Origin of the sequence: Microcystis sp. BLCC-F209 (genome assembly GCF_041928595.1) — a bacterium.
Taxonomy (GTDB): domain Bacteria; phylum Cyanobacteriota; class Cyanobacteriia; order Cyanobacteriales; family Microcystaceae; genus Microcystis.
Window position 1 is genome coordinate 23653 of the sequence record NZ_JBHFLL010000093.1, and the last position, 20523, is coordinate 44175.

At 43.5% G+C, this 20523-nt stretch carries 24 protein-coding genes; 13 read left to right on the plus strand and 11 right to left on the minus strand.

All coding sequences use genetic code 11. The features are described from left to right. Positions 1-24: 24 nt before the first annotated feature. The 3 genes from ACE1AQ_RS06025 to ACE1AQ_RS06035 form a co-directional block, all read right to left on the minus strand. Positions 25-1482 carry a DASH family cryptochrome gene (locus tag ACE1AQ_RS06025; RefSeq protein ID WP_110545196.1) on the minus strand — a complete coding sequence of 486 codons (1458 nt, stop codon included), beginning with the start codon at positions 1480-1482 and terminating at the stop codon, positions 25-27. A 326-nt stretch (positions 1483-1808) separates the two neighbouring features. Then, positions 1809-2855, minus strand: a complete 1047-nt coding sequence (cobD, locus tag ACE1AQ_RS06030) for a threonine-phosphate decarboxylase CobD (protein WP_008197853.1) — start codon at positions 2853-2855, stop codon at positions 1809-1811. A gap of 31 nt (positions 2856-2886) precedes the next feature. Further along, on the minus strand, positions 2887-3171 hold the full coding sequence (locus ACE1AQ_RS06035) for an HU family DNA-binding protein (protein WP_002759570.1): 285 nt from the start codon (positions 3169-3171) through the stop codon (positions 2887-2889). Between the two features lie 546 nt (positions 3172-3717). On the opposite strand from ACE1AQ_RS06035, the gene ACE1AQ_RS06040 reads away from it, so the two are divergent. From ACE1AQ_RS06040 to ACE1AQ_RS06050, 3 genes are all read left to right on the plus strand, one after another. Then, positions 3718-4203 (plus strand): DUF4168 domain-containing protein, encoded by a 486-nt coding sequence (locus ACE1AQ_RS06040; RefSeq protein ID WP_008197848.1) that lies wholly within the window; start codon positions 3718-3720, stop codon positions 4201-4203. 77 nt (positions 4204-4280) lie between these two features. Then, positions 4281-4757, plus strand: a complete 477-nt coding sequence (gene ureE, locus ACE1AQ_RS06045) for an urease accessory protein UreE (protein ID WP_008197846.1) — start codon at positions 4281-4283, stop codon at positions 4755-4757. 198 nt (positions 4758-4955) lie between these two features. Further along, a complete protein-coding gene (locus ACE1AQ_RS06050) occupies positions 4956-5237 on the plus strand; it encodes a hypothetical protein (RefSeq protein ID WP_061433075.1) in 282 nt (93 codons plus the stop codon). Between the two features lie 23 nt (positions 5238-5260). Here the strand turns inward: ACE1AQ_RS06050 and ACE1AQ_RS06055 are convergent, their stop codons facing one another. Further along, the gene (locus ACE1AQ_RS06055; RefSeq protein ID WP_002738968.1) at positions 5261-6241 is read right to left on the minus strand and encodes an aspartate carbamoyltransferase catalytic subunit; all 981 of its coding nucleotides are present in this window, start codon (positions 6239-6241) and stop codon (positions 5261-5263) included. Between the two features lie 83 nt (positions 6242-6324). Between ACE1AQ_RS06055 and ACE1AQ_RS06060 the strand changes: the two genes are divergently transcribed. The 3 genes from ACE1AQ_RS06060 to ACE1AQ_RS06070 all read left to right on the plus strand — a co-directional run bounded on the left by ACE1AQ_RS06060 (position 6325) and on the right by ACE1AQ_RS06070 (position 9181). Then, a complete protein-coding gene (locus ACE1AQ_RS06060) occupies positions 6325-6927 on the plus strand; it encodes a GUN4 domain-containing protein (protein WP_110545631.1) in 603 nt (200 codons plus the stop codon). A 296-nt stretch (positions 6928-7223) separates the two neighbouring features. After that, positions 7224-8681, plus strand: a complete 1458-nt coding sequence (locus ACE1AQ_RS06065; RefSeq protein ID WP_008197838.1) for an efflux RND transporter periplasmic adaptor subunit — start codon at positions 7224-7226, stop codon at positions 8679-8681. 5 nt (positions 8682-8686) lie between these two features. Continuing rightward, positions 8687-9181: an ureidoglycolate lyase gene (locus tag ACE1AQ_RS06070; RefSeq protein WP_008197836.1), complete on the plus strand. Its 495-nt coding sequence runs from the start codon at positions 8687-8689 to the stop codon at positions 9179-9181. A 14-nt stretch (positions 9182-9195) separates the two neighbouring features. On the opposite strand, the gene ACE1AQ_RS06075 is transcribed toward ACE1AQ_RS06070, so the two are convergent. From ACE1AQ_RS06075 to ACE1AQ_RS06095, 5 genes are all read right to left on the minus strand, one after another. Continuing rightward, complete coding sequence (locus tag ACE1AQ_RS06075; protein WP_172456658.1) at positions 9196-9348, minus strand: hypothetical protein; 153 nt, start codon at positions 9346-9348, stop codon at positions 9196-9198. Continuing rightward, complete coding sequence (locus ACE1AQ_RS06080; RefSeq protein WP_110545629.1) at positions 9335-10213, minus strand: NAD(P)-dependent oxidoreductase; 879 nt, start codon at positions 10211-10213, stop codon at positions 9335-9337. Before ACE1AQ_RS06080 ends, ACE1AQ_RS06075 begins: the two co-directional genes overlap by 14 nt. A gap of 3 nt (positions 10214-10216) precedes the next feature. After that, positions 10217-10525 (minus strand): hypothetical protein, encoded by a 309-nt coding sequence (locus ACE1AQ_RS06085; protein ID WP_002737657.1) that lies wholly within the window; start codon positions 10523-10525, stop codon positions 10217-10219. A gap of 332 nt (positions 10526-10857) precedes the next feature. Then, the gene (locus tag ACE1AQ_RS06090) at positions 10858-11919 is read right to left on the minus strand and encodes an ABC transporter permease (protein WP_106908631.1); all 1062 of its coding nucleotides are present in this window, start codon (positions 11917-11919) and stop codon (positions 10858-10860) included. Positions 11920-12076: 157 nt separating this feature from the next. After that, a complete protein-coding gene (locus ACE1AQ_RS06095) occupies positions 12077-12595 on the minus strand; it encodes an adenine phosphoribosyltransferase (RefSeq protein ID WP_008197822.1) in 519 nt (172 codons plus the stop codon). Positions 12596-12688: 93 nt separating this feature from the next. Here ACE1AQ_RS06095 and ACE1AQ_RS06100 point away from each other — a divergent pair, with 93 nt between their 5' ends. The 5 genes from ACE1AQ_RS06100 (at position 12689) to ACE1AQ_RS06120 (ending at position 15504) form a co-directional block, all read left to right on the plus strand. Beyond that, the gene (locus ACE1AQ_RS06100) at positions 12689-13315 is read left to right on the plus strand and encodes a DUF3038 domain-containing protein (RefSeq protein WP_008197819.1); all 627 of its coding nucleotides are present in this window, start codon (positions 12689-12691) and stop codon (positions 13313-13315) included. Between the two features lie 2 nt (positions 13316-13317). After that, entirely contained in the window at positions 13318-13971 is a 654-nt protein-coding gene (locus ACE1AQ_RS06105) for a DUF4335 domain-containing protein (RefSeq protein ID WP_008197818.1), read from the plus strand. 169 nt (positions 13972-14140) lie between these two features. Further along, a complete protein-coding gene (gene speD / locus ACE1AQ_RS06110) occupies positions 14141-14548 on the plus strand; it encodes an adenosylmethionine decarboxylase (RefSeq protein WP_008197816.1) in 408 nt (135 codons plus the stop codon). Between the two features lie 59 nt (positions 14549-14607). Then, positions 14608-14913, plus strand: coding sequence for a DUF6464 family protein (locus tag ACE1AQ_RS06115; protein ID WP_008197814.1), 306 nt, complete (start codon positions 14608-14610; stop codon positions 14911-14913). A 78-nt stretch (positions 14914-14991) separates the two neighbouring features. Next, positions 14992-15504 (plus strand): L,D-transpeptidase, encoded by a 513-nt coding sequence (locus ACE1AQ_RS06120; RefSeq protein ID WP_008197812.1) that lies wholly within the window; start codon positions 14992-14994, stop codon positions 15502-15504. On the opposite strand, the gene ACE1AQ_RS06125 is transcribed toward ACE1AQ_RS06120, so the two are convergent. After that, a complete protein-coding gene (locus ACE1AQ_RS06125) occupies positions 15466-16116 on the minus strand; it encodes a TIGR04282 family arsenosugar biosynthesis glycosyltransferase (protein WP_039899551.1) in 651 nt (216 codons plus the stop codon). The genes ACE1AQ_RS06120 and ACE1AQ_RS06125 overlap by 39 nt on opposite strands. An 884-nt stretch (positions 16117-17000) precedes the next feature. Then, positions 17001-19004 carry an excinuclease ABC subunit UvrB gene (uvrB, locus tag ACE1AQ_RS06130; RefSeq protein ID WP_008197804.1) on the minus strand — a complete coding sequence of 668 codons (2004 nt, stop codon included), beginning with the start codon at positions 19002-19004 and terminating at the stop codon, positions 17001-17003. Positions 19005-19195: 191 nt separating this feature from the next. Between uvrB and ACE1AQ_RS06135 the strand changes: the two genes are divergently transcribed. Beyond that, positions 19196-19687 (plus strand): hypothetical protein, encoded by a 492-nt coding sequence (locus tag ACE1AQ_RS06135; protein ID WP_008197799.1) that lies wholly within the window; start codon positions 19196-19198, stop codon positions 19685-19687. 80 nt (positions 19688-19767) lie between these two features. After that, the gene (locus tag ACE1AQ_RS06140; protein WP_008197797.1) at positions 19768-20517 is read left to right on the plus strand and encodes a class I SAM-dependent methyltransferase; all 750 of its coding nucleotides are present in this window, start codon (positions 19768-19770) and stop codon (positions 20515-20517) included. Positions 20518-20523: the final 6 nt, after the last annotated feature.

Consider the following 20523-nt stretch of genomic DNA (forward strand, 5'->3'; position numbering starts at 1 on the left):
TAATATTAGGTAGAAGTCCACTGATTACTGATTACTGAAATGCTGAAGATAAATTTTTTCATTGTGTTTGATGGATTGAAAAAAATCGACAATGGGACGAGGATAATTAACCCCTAAAATCACGGCATAACGCTTTTGTTCCTCTGGGAATAATTTATAGGGTTCGTGAATTTTATCGCCTTTTATTAGGGCTAATTCGGGCAACCAGTGACGTAAATAATCACCTTTGGGATCATAATCTCTCGACTGTTTAGGGATATTAAAATAACGAAATCCTCGCGCATCATTGCCGACACCAGCAGTGTAATTCCAATTACCCCAATTACTACAGACATCGTAATCAATTAATAATGACTCGAACCATTCTGCTCCTAGTCGCCAATCAATACCGAGATTTTTGGTCAGAAAACTAGCGACATTTTGCCGGCCACGATTTGACATAAATCCTGTAGCGCCTAATTCTCTCATATTAGCATCTACAAGGGGATAACCAGTTTTTCCCTCACACCAGAGATTAAATCTTTCCCAATCTTCTAACCAAGATAAATTAAGTTTTTGCAAACCAGATTGATAGAAGATTTTATTGCCGTGTTTACTGCAAATAAATCGGAAAAAATCTCGCCATAATAATTCAAAAATCAGCCAATAGGTAGAGTCATTTTTTACTCTTGTTTGCTCATATTTTTTTACTTCCTCATAGATATAACGGGGGGAAAGACAGCCACAACTTAACCAAGCTGAGAATTTTGAGGAATAATTAGTCCCTAACATTTCATTGCGGGTTTCCTTATAGGTTTTTAAGGAATCACTATCCCAAATATATTCTTTAACCCGTGATTTTCCTGCCATTTCACCCCCTTGAAACGACAAAACACCTCCCTGGTCTAAAATTGGTTCTGTTAAGCCCAAATCGTTTAAAATCGGAAGATTTCCCCAATCTATTTTAGGTAATTTTGTCAACTTTTTAGGGGTGGGATAAGTTGTTCTTATTTCCCAATGACGTTCTACTTGTTTACGAAAATTAGTAAATAATTCTGGCAGTTGATGAATGGTAAAAGGTAAGTCATCAGGATGATATAAAGTGGCTGTCCAAAAAGTTTTTATCTGCACGGGAAACCCAGATAAAGCCTTATTTACAGCTTTTTCTACCGCTAATTCCTCTGCTGTCACCTCTTGATGATAATAAACCCTGGCTATCTGCAATTCTTGAACTAATTGCGGGATAATTTCTTCTGGTTTTCCCCGTCGGATAATTAAATTACCGCCTAAACTTTCCAGAGATTGTCGCAAATCTGCTACGCTTTCTAATAAAAATTTAGCCCGGAACTTGCCAGTTTTTGGAAACCCGTAGGAAGTAAAACCAAATTGACGCTCATCAAAACAATAGAAGGGAATTATCTCGAATTGTTCTTGAACAGCTTGATAAATTGCCTCGTGATCGTGAACCCGCAGATCATTGCGATACCAAATTAAAACCCGCATTTAACATCAATTAAAAGTTGATAACTGATAAATAAGTAGTTAGGTGTTAAAAACCATCAGACGCCCCCTTATTAAGGTGGGACTCCCCCTGTCCTTTAGTCACATCTTTCTTAACATTTCAAACCTTTGTAGCACAAGGCTTTCAAGACTCGGTTAACAATCTGTAATATTCCTTGTTGACACCCTTACTGACAAGGAAAAAACTGAAATCAAGTCAGGATAAGGGTTGGAGTGCTTACTGAAAAAATTGTTAAGAAAGATCCCTATAAGGGATAGCTTGATAAGGGGGGTGCCGATAGGTGGGGGGATCTGATAACTTTTAACGCCTACCTACTTAAAACACTTTCTAAAGCCGATAATAATCGTTGATTTTCTGCCGGTAAACGGACAGCAACCCGAAAATAATTGCTGCCCAATTCGGGGAAACTGAGACAATCGCGGATAAAAATTCGATGATATTTTAATAAAGCTTCCTGTAGGGGTAAACAGGAAGATTGAGATTGTACTAAGAGGAAGTTAGCGGCACTGGTTTGGGGCTGTAATTGCGAAAAATTAGCTAATCCCTGCCATAAATCCTGGCGGGCTGCCGTTAACCAATCCCAGGTTTGTTGTTGAAAATCCCTATCTTCAATTGCCGCAATAGCGGCAACCACAGCCAAATTATTCACCGACCAAGGATCGCGCCATTTTTGCCATTGTAACAGGCGATCGGGATGGGCGAGGACGTATCCTAGACGTAAACCGGGGAGACTGTAAAATTTAGTTAGGGAACGCAAAATCACGAGATTGGGATATTCCGGCAACAGAGATATTAAACTCTCCTGTTGTTGGGGGGGTAAAAAATCCATAAAAGCTTCATCCACTACCACCAAACCAAATTGCGATAGATAGGGACGAATGGCCGCCACCGTCCAGAGTTTCCCCGTAGGATTGTGGGGATTATTGAGTAATAAGCCTTGTTTTTCGGGATTAACCGGCTTTAAACTGGTTAAATCGAGGGAATGTTGGCAGATTTTCCCGCCAAAACTTTTTAAGGCCCGTTCGTAATCGTTAAAAGCAGGTGTTAGTACATAAACACTATCAAATGAGGCTAATTCCCGACCGGCCCAAGTTAATAACTCGGCCGCACCATTGCCAGGGAGAATCCAATCTGGCCCGATATTGTGCCATTGACCGAGGGCGGAACGCAACTGCCAATACTCGGGGTCAGGATAACGAGTCAGACTGGTTAAATGGCTTTTAATAGCGGTTAGGGTGCTTTCCGGCGGACCGAGGGGGTTGATACTGGCAGAAAAATCGAGAATAGAGGAAACCGGACAGCCGGCAATGGCGGCCGCCCAGTCAAGATTACCACCATGTTTAGGTCTAGGCAAAAGACTTACAGCGATCCAAGCTTAACAGTAATTATTCCTTATCCGGGGCCACTCTGTCTTTAAACAGTTTACCCGCCGAGAAAGCCGGGACGCGAGTGGCCGGAATCTCCATCTTATCGCCGGTTTTTGGGTTGCGTCCTTCCCTGGCCTGACGTTCCCGGGCCTCGAAGGAACCGAATCCTACTAGGGTTACTTTGTCCCCCTCAGAAACCGCTTCGATAATGGTTTCGATGGCGGCAGTGAGAACAGCATCTGCTTGTTTTTTGGTGACAGAGGCTTTGAGAGCGATTTGATCGATTAATTCACCTTTATTCATGCGCTAACTCCTTGTTTTGCGGTTTTTCTGAGTTTAGGGTGGTTGTCAGTAGTTTATGGTTCTCCTGTTGAGGACTCGCCAGAATCGAGAGCAATAAATAATGCCTCAAATCCCCATTGGCTATATATTCCACTGCATTATTCTAAGCGGGAATTGTCTCGATCGGAATCGCTGAAACCTTTAATTTATCTAGATTTCCTCCCGATTCCCCGCCAAGGCGAGTGACAAAAGGGAATAAGCGAGAGATTTACAGCGATATAAGCTAATAAAAAGAGATTAGCTGGCTAAATTGCCGATAAATATTCTCTAAAAGCGATAGGCATCCTAACTTCCCAAAAATCGTTCATCGGTTCTCTCAAAGATTTTTGACTAATTTTGCCCCTAGAAACGTTAAAAAAGTTTACCAAAGCAATTTCTGACCAAAAATTAAGGTTCAGGCCCAGGAGATATTCGCTAGAATTGGAACTTATGATCGTTAAAAATATTCAAAAAAGCAGGATTTAACTGGAAAGTTTGCTATCATTATCTATTCAGCGACAAACTCGCATGGTGATTTACTGCTATCCCCTAGCCGATCTAGGTCAAAGCTTAAGACGTTCTTTTATCGTGACTTTTTTGGCAGTAATCGCCATTCTTGGCGGTCTGATTCCCGAATTTTCTTGGACGACGGAGGTGGTTAGTTTCCAGTCCTCCGCTTATACTCAAGATTTTACGGCTGACCAAATCAAACGTTATGCGACCGCAGTTTTGTTGATCGAAATCCAAAGAAAACAAGCTTATCAGGAAATTTCGCGAATTTTAGGGAAAAGTCCCCCGGCAATTACCTGTAACCAACGGGAAAGCTTTAATAATCTTCCAGCTAATGCCCAAAGAATTGCCGTAGATTATTGTAATAACTCAAAAAAGATTGTCCAAGATAGCGGTCTAACTGCCGCTCAATTTAACGCAATCACTAACCGGATTAGTAGTGATGATAACTTGAGACGACGGGTGCAAAATGAGATGATTCGTCTGCAACGGGAAAATAAATAGAAAAAGTTCCTCAGTTTTTCGGGTCAAGCTGGAGTCGGGGCTACAATTAAGAATGTTTTTTTCCATTGACCACTACCATGTTAACTTTTACCGAGCGCTTACCCCCCCGTCATACCGCTAGTCCACCTCCCCCAGAAACGGTACTTTTTAGCCTTCTACTCACGGCCGAAGAACGCACCCGCAGCCGTTATCGTCTCGACAGTCCCGAAGGTTTTTCCCTCTGTTTTCGTTTACCCCGGGGTACCATTCTACAGGATCGCGATTTCCTGCGGGGGGAAAACGGCGAAATTATTCAAATTATTGCTAAACCAGAACCAGTTATCACTATTACCGCTCCTTCAACCGATTTACTCCTCAAAGCTGCCTATCACCTCGGTAATCGTCATGTAGCCTTAGAAATTAATCCCGATTATCTCCGTCTGGTCCCCGATTCTGTCCTACAAGCAATGTTAGAAGGTTTGGGATTAACTGTAAATGAAGAAATCGCCCCTTTTAACCCCGAAATCGGCGCTTATCAGCATTATCATGACCTGGAAGAGGCAAAAAAGGGATAGTTTAAAAAGAACGGAATCCGGTATCGGTCGCAGTTCCTAGAAAAGCCCTAGGGATAGCTTGAGTATTTATACTTATTGCAAAATAGGTATGCTTTTCCTAAAATAAAGTTGACTGGTAATCGTGCCGAACTAATTACCGAAAATTTGGGTTTAAAACCCTTGGAATGATGTTTTTATTGTATTCAGGAAGTTGAAAAAATGAAGACCAAATCGATCATAAGCTTACTATCCCTTAGCATTATAGGAATGTCAATCTATGCAGGTCAAGCTAATAGTAGTGATTATCGAGCTTTGACCCCGGAAGAGAAATCACGGTTGACCGATGCTCTGCTAAAACAGGGTTGTAGGAATCCTAAAGCGATGAAATTTGATGTTGAGACTAACCTATTTGAAGCAGAAGATGCTGTGTGTGAGGGAGGAAGAAAGTATGATATTTACCTTGATAGAAACTTTAGGATTGTTTCAATGAAACCAGACTAAAAGAGCAAATCCCTGAGAAGCTTTTACCGGTCGCCGCGAAGATTACCAATGAGGTATAACAAAGCCATTCTGACAGCGACACCACTGGTAACTTGTTGGGAAATCAGACTAAAATCGGGATCGTCCATTAAATCGGAACTAATTTCCACTCCCCGATTCACAGGCCCCGGATGAAGCACCTTCACCCCCGGTTGACAGGATTGCAAACGAGGACGAGTAATGCCAAAACTTTGATGATATTCCCGTAAACTGGGCAAAAGATTGGCAGTCATGCGTTCTTTTTGCAGTCGCAGGGTCATGACAAAATCGGCCTTTTCTAAAGCTGGTTCTAAATCCCAGTGGAGAAATAGGCGATCGCACAGTTCCCCAAAATATTTCGGCAGTAGGGTGGGGGGTGCGGACAAATGTACTTCCGCCCCTGCCGTGGTTAAACTCCAGATATTGGAACGCGCCACACGAGAATGGAGTATATCCCCGACAATAGCGATTTTTTTGCCCTCTAACAATTCTAAACGGGGATTTTCTTCATCTAACAGACAACAGATCGTAAACAGGTCTAAAAGTCCCTGAGAGGGGTGTTCGTGTTGACCGTCCCCAGCATTAAGAATACTGACCCCCGACTGCAAACGATCCATTTCTGCGGCAATTAAATCGGGAACTCCCGACTGTTGATGTCGGATAACAAAAATATCCGTACCCATGGCCACATAGGTTAAAGCGGTATCGAGAATCGTTTCCCCCTTAGTCAAACTGGAACTACCCGGGGCAAAATTAAGAACATCGGCCGAAAGACGTTTCGCCGCTAGTTCAAAACTACTACGGGTGCGGGTGGAAGGTTCAAAAAAAAGATTTGTCACCACTTGACCTTGTAAGGCCGGCACTTTCTTGGTACGTCGCGAAAGAACTTCACGAAAACTAGAGGCCGTTTGTAGCAGGGTTTGGTATTCTTCCGGTTGCCAGTCTTGCAATCCCAAAATGTGGTGTCGGATCCAAGTGAAAGCCATAGGAGTTAAGGAGGCGGTAAAAACGGCAAATTTCGTCTATGCTATTGTAGGATTTCTTTGCATCAGGTTGATAAATAGGGTTTATGAGAATTAATTTTTCCTTGTGTCAGATCACTCTCGCGATCGCTTTATTTCTCAATCCCTTGCCGGCGATCGTTGCCCAGACTGCCACCTCTGGGGAAATGGTATCACCGACCACGGGCATTAATTACACTCGCCTGAAAAATTTCCTCGCTCAACAAAATTGGCGACAAGCTAACGATGAAACTCGTAATTTAATGCTGAAAGCAACTGGACGGGAATTACAGGGCTGGTTTACCATGGAAGACCTGCAAAAATTGGCCTGTTGGGATCTGCAAAAGATGGATCAACTCTGGAAAGAAGCTTCCGGGGGTCGTTTTAGTTTCAGTACCCAATTTCGCATTTTTATCGAGACAGGTAATCGACCGGGGCGCTTAGTGGCGATCGAAAATTTTCAAACTTTTGGCGATCGCATCGGTTGGCGTAAAGGTGGTGATTGGATTATCTTTAAAGAAAATCTTAACTATACCCTCAATGCTCCCGTTGGTCATCTACCGGCGCCCCGGGACGAATATCAGATCGCCGGTGGTCGCCTAGAATACTCCACCCTCGCCCAAAGATTAGTCACCTGTAATATTGTTAGCTTAGGGCAAAGCAAACAATAGACCTCTGGTAAAAATCAAAAATTGTTGTTAGGGTTAGGAGTCAGTAGTCAGTAGTCAGTAGCCAGGAGAATTAAGAATGAACAATAATCAATTAAATAGTCTATTTAAGGATTTTAGGCAATTTAATCCTTATTTTTGCCGTTTTTGAACCCTCAAAAATTAATTATGCCAGAGGTTTAATAATCACGGCGATCAATTCTGTAGAGTAAAATTTAAGGAAAAGCTTCTCTCCTCATCTTCCTCTTCCTTTTCCGATTTCCTAGCACTTTTTCCGCTAAAAACCCGTAAATTTAACAATGATTAAACGATCCGTTAACGTATCGAGAGCGATCGGTTCGTCGATCGCCGTTTCCCTAATTGTCGCTGGTTGCGCCCCCCAAACCCCCCAGGCCACTGGACCGGCGGCTGTTCCCGTCAAACTGCAAACCCTCGGCACCGACAAATTAGTGCAAAGTAGCGAATTTGTGGGTACTTTGATCGCCCAAGAGCGTGTTAGCGTCTCCCCTCAGATTACCGGTCGGATTCGGACTATTTTCGTTAAATCTGGCGATCAGGTAACTCAGGGACAAAAAATCGCCGAATTGGATCCCGAACAACAACAGCAACAGGTAAACGCCAGTATCGGCCAGGTAAATTCGGCCAAAGCGAACCTCAACGGGTCTGAAGCAGATTTAAGGCAAAGACAAGCGCAAGCGAGGGCAAATAAAGCCCAAATTGCCCAGAATCGGGCAAATGTGGCCAATGCGGAAGCTAATGTTAAAAGTCAGATCGCCACCTTGAGCGCCGCCGAAGCTGATTTACAGAGAGCGAGAGCTAATTTAGATTTAGCGGAAAAAAACCTAACAAGAGCCGAATTTCTGGTTAAACAAGGCGCACAGCCCCAACAGGACTTAGATGATCGCCGCCGCGACATTCAGGCCGCCAGGGCGGAAGTAGAGGCCCGGTCTAAAAATCGTGATGCGGCCCGTCAACAGGTGACGGCGGCTAGGGCTACCCTACAGGCAAACCAAGAAGCATTAAATATCGCCATTCAAAACGAATTAGCCTCACGGCAACAGGTGGCGGCGGCGGCGGCAACAGTGAACAGTCGTCAAGCGGCAGTAGCCAGCGCTGAGGGGCAATTAGGGGCGACGCGTCAGAATTTAGTTTTTAACACCATTACCGCCCCGATTGATGGTTTTGTCGGCGATTTTAATCAAAGAAAAGTCGGCGATATTATCTCCCTGGGTGAAGAATTAACCTCGTTGACTAATAATAAAACTTTGGAACTAAATGTGCAGATTCCCGTGGAATTACAACCGCGTCTGCGCGTCGGTTTGCCCGTGGAAATTATTAATCCCGATGGCAGCCCGGGGGTTCGCGGTCAAGTAACTTTTATTTCCCCCACCGTTTCCCAAGCTACCCAATCGGTTTTAGTCAAATTTGCCTTTACTAATGATGGCAGTCTTCGCAATAACCAATATGTGCGGACGCGGTTAATTTGGGATCAAAAACCGGGGGTATTAGTTCCCACCACGGCAGTGACTAGCATCGGAGCGCAAAATTTTGTTTTTGTGGCCGAGAAAGAAAAGGCTAAAGAAGGTCAAGAAAATGCCAAGGAGCGTTTAGTGGTTAGACAAAAACCCATTCAAGTCGGAACGATTCAAGGGCAAGCTTATCAGGTTATCTCTGGAGTAAATGCCGGGGAAAGAATTGCTATTAATAATATTCTTTCTCTCCGAGATGGTACAGCTATAACTGTTAGTCAGCAGTAATTTTTATGAGTAATTCGATTACCGTTCGTCCCCTGTCAGCGCAACTAATTACCGCCGAAAGTTTCCGTCCCTACGGTCAATTAATAACCCCTAGCCATGACGGGAAACTGTTTGATGAAAGCGATGCACAACTACATTTAAAAAACGGTGTGCCACGCTTTTATATTATGCGTTTACAGACTCGCGGACGTAAATTTAATCGAATTACTCGCCATAGTCAATGTACCCAATGTCTTGGTTCTTTGGGGGGACAAGAGTGGTTTTTAGGAGTGGCCCCCCCTAGTCCTCATCCTCAACCGGATTTGGAAAAATTAAAGGTTTTTCGCATCCCCGGGGACTGTTTTATTAAATTAGAGGTGGGAACTTGGCACGCTGGCCCACTTTTTGATCAACCAGCGATCAATTTTTATAATCTTGAATTGAGCGATACTAATATTGTCGATCATTTTACCTATAATTTTGCCCAAGAGCAGTCAATAGAATTCGAGATTGTTGATTGAAACAATTAATTTTTTTACTTAACTTTTCGCAATCCTTTAGATAGATAGGCAACGAAAAAAGCTAACACTCCCGTCATGCCTACCTCAAAATAATTGGCCATGAGAATAGCGGTTAAAAACAGGAGCAAGATAATTAATATAGTCCGCTTTTGTTCAGATAATTTCATCTCTAATTGCCTCTAATTCGGTTTTAATACTTAATGGTTGATAACCTAAAGAAAAAGCAAGAGAACTATCAAGAGAAACATCCTGGGGACGGGGCGCACTCATGGGAACATCGGACTGTAAACAGGGTTTTATTTGTTCTCTGGGAATATTAAAAACTGCCGCCATTAGTAAACCAAATTGATAACGAGAAACTCTTTCTTTACCTCCCAGATGAATAATCCCTTGCACTTTTTCTAGGGCTAAAAGTAACCCATCCACCGCACTATTAACCCCAACAGCTGTACGATATTCATCGGTAAATAGAGATAATTCTTTTCCCTCTTGCAGGGTTTTTAAAAAGGGTTGCAAAAAACTATTAGCGCTGGGAGAAGGGGAACCAAACATCAAAGGCATTCGACAAATGGCTGCCCGAGGATATATTGCTAAAATACCCTTTTCCGCCGCTACTTTTTGCTCACCATAGACACTGACGGGAGAAACGGGACCATGTTCGGAATAGGGGGCATTTTTACCATCAAAAACTAAATCGGTAGAGGTAAAAACTAGCGGTATGTGATATTGACTACACAATCGGGCAATTTCTAGAGAAGCTGTCAGATTAATTGCCTCGGATGCTTGGGGAAATTCTTGACAGAGATTCGGTTTTGATTGGGCAGCCCCATGAATTACTGCGTCGGGTTTAATCCGTTGAAAAATTTCTTTAACTGCGGCTAAGTCTGTTAAGTTAATTTTAATTAAATTCGGGTCATTACTATTGACATTGTGATTAAAATATGTACCAAAACTTGCCCAAGATGAGCGCGTTTTTTGGTAAATATGCCAACCTAAAAACCCACTAACTCCAGTGATTAACAGCGTTTTCATAGTTTAGAGATTAAATCCTTTTTCGTAGGCTAAAAACTGCACTTGTGGTTCCAAAGGTTCACTAACTAAACCAATTCCTGCAAATCCCCATCGCTGCATCAGTCCCTTTAATTGTGTTCCTGAGAGAGTTTCCACAGAAAAATTATTGGCTAAATCCTGAGCATGGGTATTGATATAACTTAAAGCATCGTAGGATTCTTTAAACAGAAGCAGATAACTGGCCGGAGTTTCGCTTTCACCTTTTCTCAGACGCGCCACTAGGTATTGTCCGTCTTGTTTTGACCTGAGTAAATAATGCGTAGTTGCTAACATAGTTGGTTAAGTGGGTGGGTGGAATTAAATATAAGATGAACGTAGGTTGGGTTGAAGCATGAAACCCAACGCCTGCATGGGTTACGCTACCGCTAACCCATCCTACAAATAATTGTGCCTCCCTACTTGAGTAAAAAGTGAAAAGGAAAAAAGGGGTTGGGGGTTAGGGGTTGGGTTTTGGTGTTTTAGGGTTTTAGTTGAAATTTACCCCATCTCCCCCCGCAACGCGCACGAAGTGGTCTCCCCCCGCAACGCGCACGCAGTGGTCTCCCCATCTCCCCACTGATAACTGATAACTGATTACTGATAACTGATAAAATTTCCCTATCACCCTACTTTAAATCCTCCAATTTAATCCTAGGATCTACAGCTTTGAGAAGTAAATCAGCCAGGAGATTACCGATAATCAACATAGTAGCCCCCATCATTAAACTGCCCATAACTAAATACAAATCTTTAGCCGTCACAGCTTGCAGAATTAAACGACCTAATCCGGGCCAGTTAAAGAAAAATTCGGCGATAAATGCCCCACTTAACAAACTAGAAAATTCAAATCCCAAAAGAGTTATCAGGGGATTAATAGCATTGCGTAAAGCGTGGACATAGATAACTTTATTTTCCGGTAAACCTTTCGCCCTCGCAGTTTGAATATAATCCTGTCGCAGAACATCTAATAATTGTCCCCGCATCAATCTTTGTAATCCAGCAAAACTGGTAACTGTCAGGGCAATAGTTGGTAAAATCATGTGCCAACCAATATCCAAAACTTTACCGATAGGGGAATATTCCGAATAGTTAATACTGGTCATATCACCCACTGGTAAAAGCGGCGAGACATTTTGGGCGAGAATTAGCAGTAAAAGGGCAGTGATAAAACTGGGGAAACCTTGACCAAGATAACTGATAACTCGGAAAAATTTATCGATAAATTGGTTTTGTTTGACGGCGCTGACAATGCCCAAGGGAATCGCAATCGCCCAGGTTAAAATGATGGAAGTCAAAGACATTAACAACGTCGCTGGAATTCTCTCTAATAATAGGGAAGACACGGGACGAAAATAGGTAAAACTCAGACCAAAATTAAACTGAGTTATCACTTGCCACAACCACTTAAAATACTGGACAATCGGCGGGTCTTTTAAACCAAAAAGGGCAATATATTGTTCTTTAGTTTCCTGACTAATCTTGGGATTAAGGTCAAGCAAAGCTAGAAAACCACCGGGGGTTAATTGGATAATAGCAAAACTCAAAGCCGAGGCCAACAACAGAGTTAATAAACCCTGGAGAACACGCTTGACAATATATAAAAAAGTTTCGCTAGTTAGGAGAGATTGTAACCCATTAGCACTCGATCGAGCGGTTGCATCCTTATAATTATCATCAGTCGCCGTCATAAGTAATCGTGCCAAGTTAATTTCCTAGTGGGGACTCCAATTCAGGAGACAGGAGATAAATAGTGGTGCAGAATTAATTGCCATTTTTGAGATAGGCACTCTTGCCAGAGTGTTAGCAAAATGTGTAATTAATTCTGCTTGGGTACTTAGAAAAAACCTAATAATCGATGAGGGTAATAATCGGTAAATCGGGTAATTTTTCCCGACCACCGAGGTCGATTAACTCGATGATAAAGGCAAATCCTAACACCTCACAACCAATTTTTTCTAATAAATCGGCCGTCGCTTTCGCCGTCCCTCCCGTCGCGATTAAATCATCGACAATTAAGACTTTGTGATGGGCCGCCACCGCGTCCTGATGAATTTCCAGGCTATCGCTTCCGTATTCCAAATCATACTCGATACTATGGACGGCGGCGGGTAATTTACCCGGTTTCCGGACAGGAATAAATCCCGCTTCTAATTGGTATGCTAAAGGAACACCAAAGAGAAAACCCCGCGATTCCATACCGACAATGTAATCGGGGGATAAACCGTAATCGCGACACTTTGCCGTTAGGGTATCGATGGTGTAACGTAATCCTTGGGGATGATTGAGTAGGGTAGTAATATCGCGGAAGACAATACCCGGTTTGGGAAAGTCGGGAATATCGCGAATCAGTGATTTCAGATCCATTCGGTTTCCGTGTCTCGTAAAATGGGGGACAGCTATCTATACAATTTACAATATCCTGACTCGATCGCCCTTGTGTTCTAGTTATCCTATATCATGACCCCTACTAGCCTAACGCCCGAATCTACAGCATCAGCCCCAGAAAAACCAGTTATTTTAAGCGTTTTACCAGATTTTCCGATTGCCAGTCAGCAATGCGCCCTACATATCCAACAGCATATCGATTTAATGCTATTAGCGTTGGAATCCTTAGAAGTCGGCGCCGGGGAGGCCCTGTTAGCCCTCTGTAAAGAACTAGGACTCGATAAAATTGTTAAAAACCGGATTATTTTCTGGCGCCTGCGCTGTACCAATCCGTGGCGAATTTCTTACACTCTCGACCGTCTCACCCTTGACCAAGCAAAAGCTTTAGTTATCATTGCCAGTTATCGGGCCAAACCCCTGGCTATATCCATCCGACAATTACTGTTAGCGCGGCAACAGATGGAATCAAAGGGTTTACCCGTGGATAATAATTTTCTTTTATCAGAATACCTAGAACGATTTCGCTCCAATTTTCGCAGTCGCATGAACCCCCGTCGGGCCAAAGTATCGGTTTATCTAGCGGATGAAAATGCTTTAAATGAACTGGCTTTATCCCTCCTCGATCGGTTATTATTTTGTACTGGTACGACGGGAATGCAGCGGCTTTGGATTAGTTTATTTGATGGGGAGATCGTGTAAAGATGAGAAGACAGTATAGCCTGCCCAATTGTACCCTGATTCTCGATGGTTTCGGCGATGATTTCGCCCCAGCTAAACCCGGGGATAGCCGACCTTTACTCTCAATTTTGACTAACGTAGAATGTCGGTTAATCGGGGCTAATAAAGTCCTGCAAGGTGGTCGGGTTTTCTTGGAAAATTTAGTCCAAGCGGTCAGTCAGTATGCCCAAGAATTTTTAAGTGGTGTTCGTCATCCCCAAGACCCCGTCCAGGAACCAGATCATGTGTACTTAGAAAAGATTGACCAGAATCTCCATCGTCTGGTCTGGTATCCATCAACGGACTTGAACATCCCAGAAAGTCCGGTCAAGATAGAAATCAGTACCGTGCAGTTATTCGATTTAATAGAAGCGATTGACCAATTTTTTGCCGATACTCGCACTTTACCTGACCTAACCCTAAAATTACAGCCAGTTTCCCGTCGCTACCATAAGGTGAATGAATCGGTGGCCAGTCGAACAGTGCCTTTTTTGGCAGGATTAGGCAGTCTTGTCGCTTGCGCCCTACTTTTCTATCTGTTACCCGTCCCCCAAGTCCGTAAACCCGAAAATCCCCCCATTCCTGCCGCTTCTCCCAGTCCCACCGTCCCCACTAATCCTGTCCCCCCTCCCAGATAAAATTAGTCCCTTGCGCTTTTCCCAACACCCCACACCCCACACCCCACACTGTCTCAGTTTTTTAGAAAAAGTAACCGAGAAAAACTGGATCTTTTTTGCACAAGTTAGAAAAATTGTGTTACACTGGTAATTCTGTGAAGGTTTTTCGATAGGGAGTATTGAAAAAAAAATGACCAAACTGGGAACCCATTTGATTGTCGATGCTTGGCAAGTACCTGCTGACCTCCTCAACGATCCCGAGCGCATTCGTCGCGCTATCCTCGATGGAATTACGGCAGGAGAAGCAACGCTGATCGATTTGTGTGTCCACCAGTTCAGTCCCCACGGAGTTACCGCGACGGCGACTTTAGCTGAATCTCATATCGCGATCCACACCTGGCCTGAACACGGCTATTTCGCCGCCGATTTATTCTTCTGTGGTGCCGGTAAACCCGTGGTTGCCATGGAAATTTTGACCAAATCCCTGCAAGCAGGTGAGATTAAAGTCCGGGAACTAACCAGAGGATTCCCCGGTACTGGGGCAGTTTATGAAAGCAAAAAGGAAGAACCCCTGAAGTCTTCCTTGGTTATGGCCTAATTTTTAGGGCCGGCCTTAATAATAAGTTAGCATCACTGGCGATCGCCTAAACTGAAATCGTGATCAGGATAACCTTTGTTTTTATCCTCGCCCTCTTTCCCTCTCTGGTTAGTCTCTGGTTAATTAACCGATTCCAACAGAGATTAAGTAACCGTTTGAGAGGGATTCGCCATCGTCACGAATACAGCACGGTGAGGGCCAGTGGTTTTTTGTCAATCCCTCTAGGGACAGAAAATAAACCGGCATTTATAGGTGATCTTAGTTGTCGTTTTAATGCCTATTCCCCCCACTTGCGTTGTGCGGTTAATCCCCCAGGTCCCTGTGAAGGTTGTCGGCAGTACGAAGCTAAAACTGGCACAGTGTAAGCGGCTTGAGCTTCCAAAAAGTTCCCTATTTGCTATCCTTAAAAATTATCGCTATCGCAATTGAGGAGTGTGGGAATAATGGCGTTCAAACGAAATTTGACCCTCTTAATCATCGGATTAGGATTAACTTGTTTACCCGTATATCCGGCCCAAGCTAACCAAATCAGCACCGTCACCCCGAATACCGCAGCCAATCAAACTCTCGCTACCCATCTGATCCTAAAACTGAAAGAGAGAAAAGTTTACGTTTATCAAGATAGTAAAGTTTTAGCCCAATTTACCGTCGCCGTCGGCAAAAAAGGCTGGGAAACCCCCACAGGTAAATTTGAAGTGCGGGAATTAGTTCGCAATCCCGTCTGGAAAAGTCCCTGGACGGGAAAAGTCAGCACTCCCGGTCCTAATAGTCCCCTAGGGGAAAGATGGATCGGTTTTTGGAGTGACGGCAAAAATTCCATCGGTTTTCACGGCACCCCCGCGGAAAATTCCCTCGGTCGCGCCGCTTCCCATGGTTGTGTGCGGATGCGGAATCAGGATGTGAAAGTGTTGTTTGATTTAGTCCGCATGGGAACCCCCGTCATCGTTCAACCTTAATTCTGGCAGGTACTTTTTTAAGATAGGCAGGTCTTCCGGGCGATCAATATCGGCTAATTTAGGCAGATAAGCGGTCTTTAAAGCTAGTTTAGCGGCGATTGTCTGGGTTTTTGCCAAGACTTCCCCCGTCCCCCAGGGAATACCGTCAAAAAGCTCTGGAAAGACCTGTTTTAAAGCAATTAGGTAGTATCCTCCATCTAACGCCGGCCCTAAAACCATATCGTGGGTTTTTAGGGCCTCAAAGGCTGCTAAAATCTCTTTTTCCCCGATTTCTGGGCAATCTGTGCCAATCATAGCGATCGCTGTCATCCCTTGAGCAAAACCATCGGCAAAAGCGTTTTGCATCTTTTCTCCTAAGTCTTTTCCCCGTTGAGAATGATAGGAATAATGCACACCTAACCAAGTACGCATTTTTTCCTCGCTGCCGCCATGGTAGTAAATGATCAGAGAGAGAAAATTCCTCAAACCCGCTAATTTACTGAGAGTATATTCGGCCAGTTTGCGGTGTAATTCTTCGGCTCCCTTGGCTGCCAAAGCTGGAATCATACGGGTTTTTACTTTCCCCAATTCCGGATAACGGGTAAAAATAATTAGTTGTTGTCTCCAGTCCACGAGTGATTGCGAAGATGATATTAAGTAGGGTTTGCTGAATAATGGTAAAACCCTTTTAAAATAAGGCTTTTGACCTGTTAAAATCCGATGTTCATGCTGCGAAAATCGGATTGGGACCTTCAAAAACCTTGCCTTATCCTTATAATAGTACATAAGTTGGTACAAAAAAGAGAGGGCAACAAAGCCTGAAACTCCCGACTCCTGACTCCTGACTCCTGACTTCTGACTCCTAACCCCACCAACAAACTTTTTGCCGCAAACCCTAATTATTAGTTTTAGCATACTGTAACAAACTTGTTCTCATTGACTCCCTGCAATCACCTATTCATACAAATCTGTTAAGTCTTTTCCCCCTTGAGAATGATAGCAATAATCCTCACCTAACCAAGTAGGCATTTTCTCCTCGCTGCCGCCATAGTGGGACTTAGACAAAAAACAAATCGAGAAAAGCCTTAACCCGAATCCCTGCTTGGGATTTACTTCGAGAAGCCAAATCGCTGAAACCCAGATATATTAACCCCTTGTCCCGTAATAGTTTGAGCCTTTTTTGCTGAACGAAAACGTCTAAGTCTCACTAAAACTAATTTCTGATCCCCCGCCGGCTCTTCTAGGGTCTGTGTGATAAGTTTAATTGACATAGGATCGATCGATCTTTGTGTCCTTTGTGTCTTTGTGGTTCGTTCCACCCCCTCGCTCTTGAGAAATGTATCTTAGAATACATTTTACCCACCAAAGCTGGGAGAGCCCCCCGCCCAAGCCGTCACTAAATGCAAAGCTTTAATTCCTTGATTACGGTCGTAAGAACCACTGAGACTTTGCCCATGTATGGGAACTATTTCGCCAGAAAGAGAGAAGAATCCCCACACCTTTAGGCAACGGGATTGTCAACTAACATGATTTAATAACTTATCTCGTAATTGCTTAATCCGATCACGATATTTAGCTGCTGACTCGAATTCTAGATTTTTCGCCGCTTCTTTCATTTGCGCTTCTAGTTGTTGAATTAATTCGGGAATTTGTTCTAAAGAAATTTCTTCTATATTCTCACAAACCTCCTCTAATTGTTGGGAATTTAGGCGACGGGAAATATCCAGAAAAGCCAAAATTGAATTACTCGACCTTTTAACAATCGGTTGCGGAATAATCCCATGTTTTTGGTTATGTTCCTGTTGAATAGTGCGCCGTCTCTTGGTTTCTTCGATCGCATTAATCATACTATCGGTGAGATTATCTCCGTAAAGAATTGCCTGACCCCGAATATGACGAGCAGCCCGGCCAATAGTTTGAATTAAAGAGCGGGTAGCCCTTAAAAATCCTTCCTTATCTGCGTCTAAAATCGCCACTAAAGACACTTCCGGCAGGTCTAACCCCTCGCGAAGCAAATTCACCCCGATCAGCACGTCAAAGACCCCTTCTCGCAGGTCTTGGATAATTTCAATCCGTTGAATTGATTGAATTTCCGAATGTAGATATCTAACTTTAATTCCCCTTTCTTGCAAGTATTCGGTTAAATCTTCCGCCATGCGTTTAGTTAAAGTGGTAATCAAAACCCGTTCATTTAAACGCACTCGCTCCTTAATTTCCCCTAATAAATCATCCACTTGTCCCTCGGTTGGTCGCACAAAAATCTCTGGGTCTAAAACTCCCGTCGGTCGGATAATTTGTTCAACAATGCGATTTTCTGACTGTGCTAATTCCCAATCTCCCGGGGTGGCCGAAACAAAAATACATTGATTAACTTTCTGCCAGAATTCTTCCGACTTCAAAGGACGATTATCCGCCGCACTCGGTAAACGAAACCCGTGATCGATCAAAACTTTTTTTCGTGATTGATCGCCATTATACATCCCGCGAATTTGCGGCACACTGACATGGGATTCATCCACAACTAATAACCAATCTTGAGGAAAATAATCCACCAAACATTCCGGCGGTTCCCCCGCTAATCTACCCGCTAAATGCCGCGAATAATTTTCCACGCCATTACAATAACCCACTTCCTGCAACATTTCTAAATCATAACGAGTCCGCTGATCCAACCGTTGCGCTTCCAGTAATTTGCCCGCTTTTTCTAACTCCAATAAACGGTTATCTAACTCGGTTTTAATATCCCGACAGGCCACCTCTAAACGCTCCTCCGGGGTAACAAAGTGACGGGCCGGATAAATACTAATTCGCTCTAATTTTTGCAAAACTTCCCCCGTCAGGGGATCGAGATAACGAATACTTTCAATCTCATCGCCAAAAAAATCAATTTTAATCACCCGATCCTCGTAAGCGGGGACAATTTCCAAAATATCGCCCTTCAGACGAAAACGACCGCGAGTTAACTCCAAATCATTGCGATTGTACTGCACTGACACCAAGGCCCGTAATAATTGCCTTTGGTCGAACTCTTGACCAACTGTTAAGGAAATCGCCGCTTTTAGGTATTCCGCCGGCATTCCCAAGCCATAAATACAACTAATGGAAGCGACGACGATCACATCCCTGCGTTCAAATAGCGATCGCGTGGCCGAATGGCGCAGCATATCGATCTCATCATTAATCGAAGAACTCTTTTCGATGTAGGTATCGCTGACGGGAATATAAGCCTCCGGTTGATAGTAGTCGTAATAGCTGATAAAGTACTCCACGGCGTTATTAGGGAAAAATTGCCGCAATTCGTTACATAATTGGGCGGCCAGGGTCTTATTATGGGCGAGGACAAGGGTAGGCCTGCCGATTTTCTCGATCACAGCGGCAATGGTGAAGGTTTTGCCGGTGCCAGTTGCCCCCAAGAGGGTTTGGAAACGCTGCCGGTTTTGCAGGAAATCTACCAATTGTTCGATCGCTGCCGGTTGATCCCCGGTGGGTTGAAAGGGTGCTTGTAGTTGAAAAGCGGACATTAGCGGCTAGGTGTAGAGAACAGGCAAAATAAATTATCAATCAAATTACCAACACTTATAGGGTTTTGGGAAAGAAAGATGTATCTTAATATTAGAGAGGATTTTAAAAAAAGATTAAAAGTCTTCGAGAATACCCTAAACTTAAATCTTATCGTTTCCCCGAAGCTATTAACGGAAAGGAGTATCAGGTTATGACGGTGGAAAATCTAGAAACGAACGGGACTCAAACCCCAGCAACCACAGAAGAAAAGACCAGCAGCTCACGCGGTAAAGCTACTACGGCTAAAACCGCCAAAGATAAAGAAGTGGTCGCCCTTTCGGTGAAAAACAACGCTGAATCGGCTTCCAAAGCCTTAAAATTCTATCAACCTGAACATCGCTTACCCGAAAATCGTCCTGTTGGTACTAGCCATCTTCACTTCACGGAAGATGAAATGTTACCCGGAGGCCGTCCCGTGGAAGTTAGCCATCTGAAAGTGGTTAGTACCTATTCTTCCGTCGGTGGATTGCGTCCTGTCGGCTCTAGTGGTATGGAAGTTAGCAGCACTCTAGCGATTTCTGGCAATCGTCCGATTGCTCTCAGTCATCTGCACATTAGCGAAACTTATACAGTCATGGGTAATCGTCCCGTTGCTTCCAATGAAATCGATGATCCCGAAACTTTAATGGGATTTTTAGACTAATTGTTTTGTTGACCAAGATAGATTTTTTCCCTGTCCCAGACGGGGAATTTATTTTTTCTAGCCCACCGTTTTTAATCCCGATGCTGTTTAAGCAAAAATTTTTCTTAATTGTCTCGTTTCTAATAGTGGTTTTTTGTGGTTTCGGATTATTAAATCTTACCTACGATGCTTCAGTTTTAGCGCCGCAGCAATATTATCAGATTCGATCGCTTCATAGTCGCGATGGTATCGGTAAATTTTATCTAGGACGGGAAATCGCTAAAGTCATGGGACACCAAGAAATGTTATGGTTAGAACGTCCTAGTCGCCGTTTCACAGAAAAACCCGATGATCTGATCACTGCACTACATCTAAAACCCACAGATCTAGTAGCAGATATCGGCGCAGGGACAGGTTATTTTAGTTTTCCTCTGGCGAATTTAGTAGAACAAGTTTTCGCCGTTGATGTGCAACCGGAAATGTTAGGGGCAATTGATTTTTTAGCCGAGGAAAATCAAGTGAAGAATATCACCACAATTCTCGCCACAGAAACCGATCCCCAATTGCCTATAAATGCGATCGATTTAGCTTTAATGGTCGATGCTTATCACGAGTTTTCCTCTCCCCGCGAGATGATGGAGAATCTGCTCAAATCCTTAAAACCCGATGGTAGGGTGGTATTAGTAGAATACCGTCGTGAAAATCCCCTGATTCCCATCAAAGCCCTTCATAAAATGACCCGCAGACAGGTAGAAAAAGAAATGGCTGCTGTCGGTTTAGTGCCGGAAGAAATTATCGAGACTTTGCCCCAACAACATTTAATGATTTTTCAGAAAACAAATTCAAATTAGCCAGTT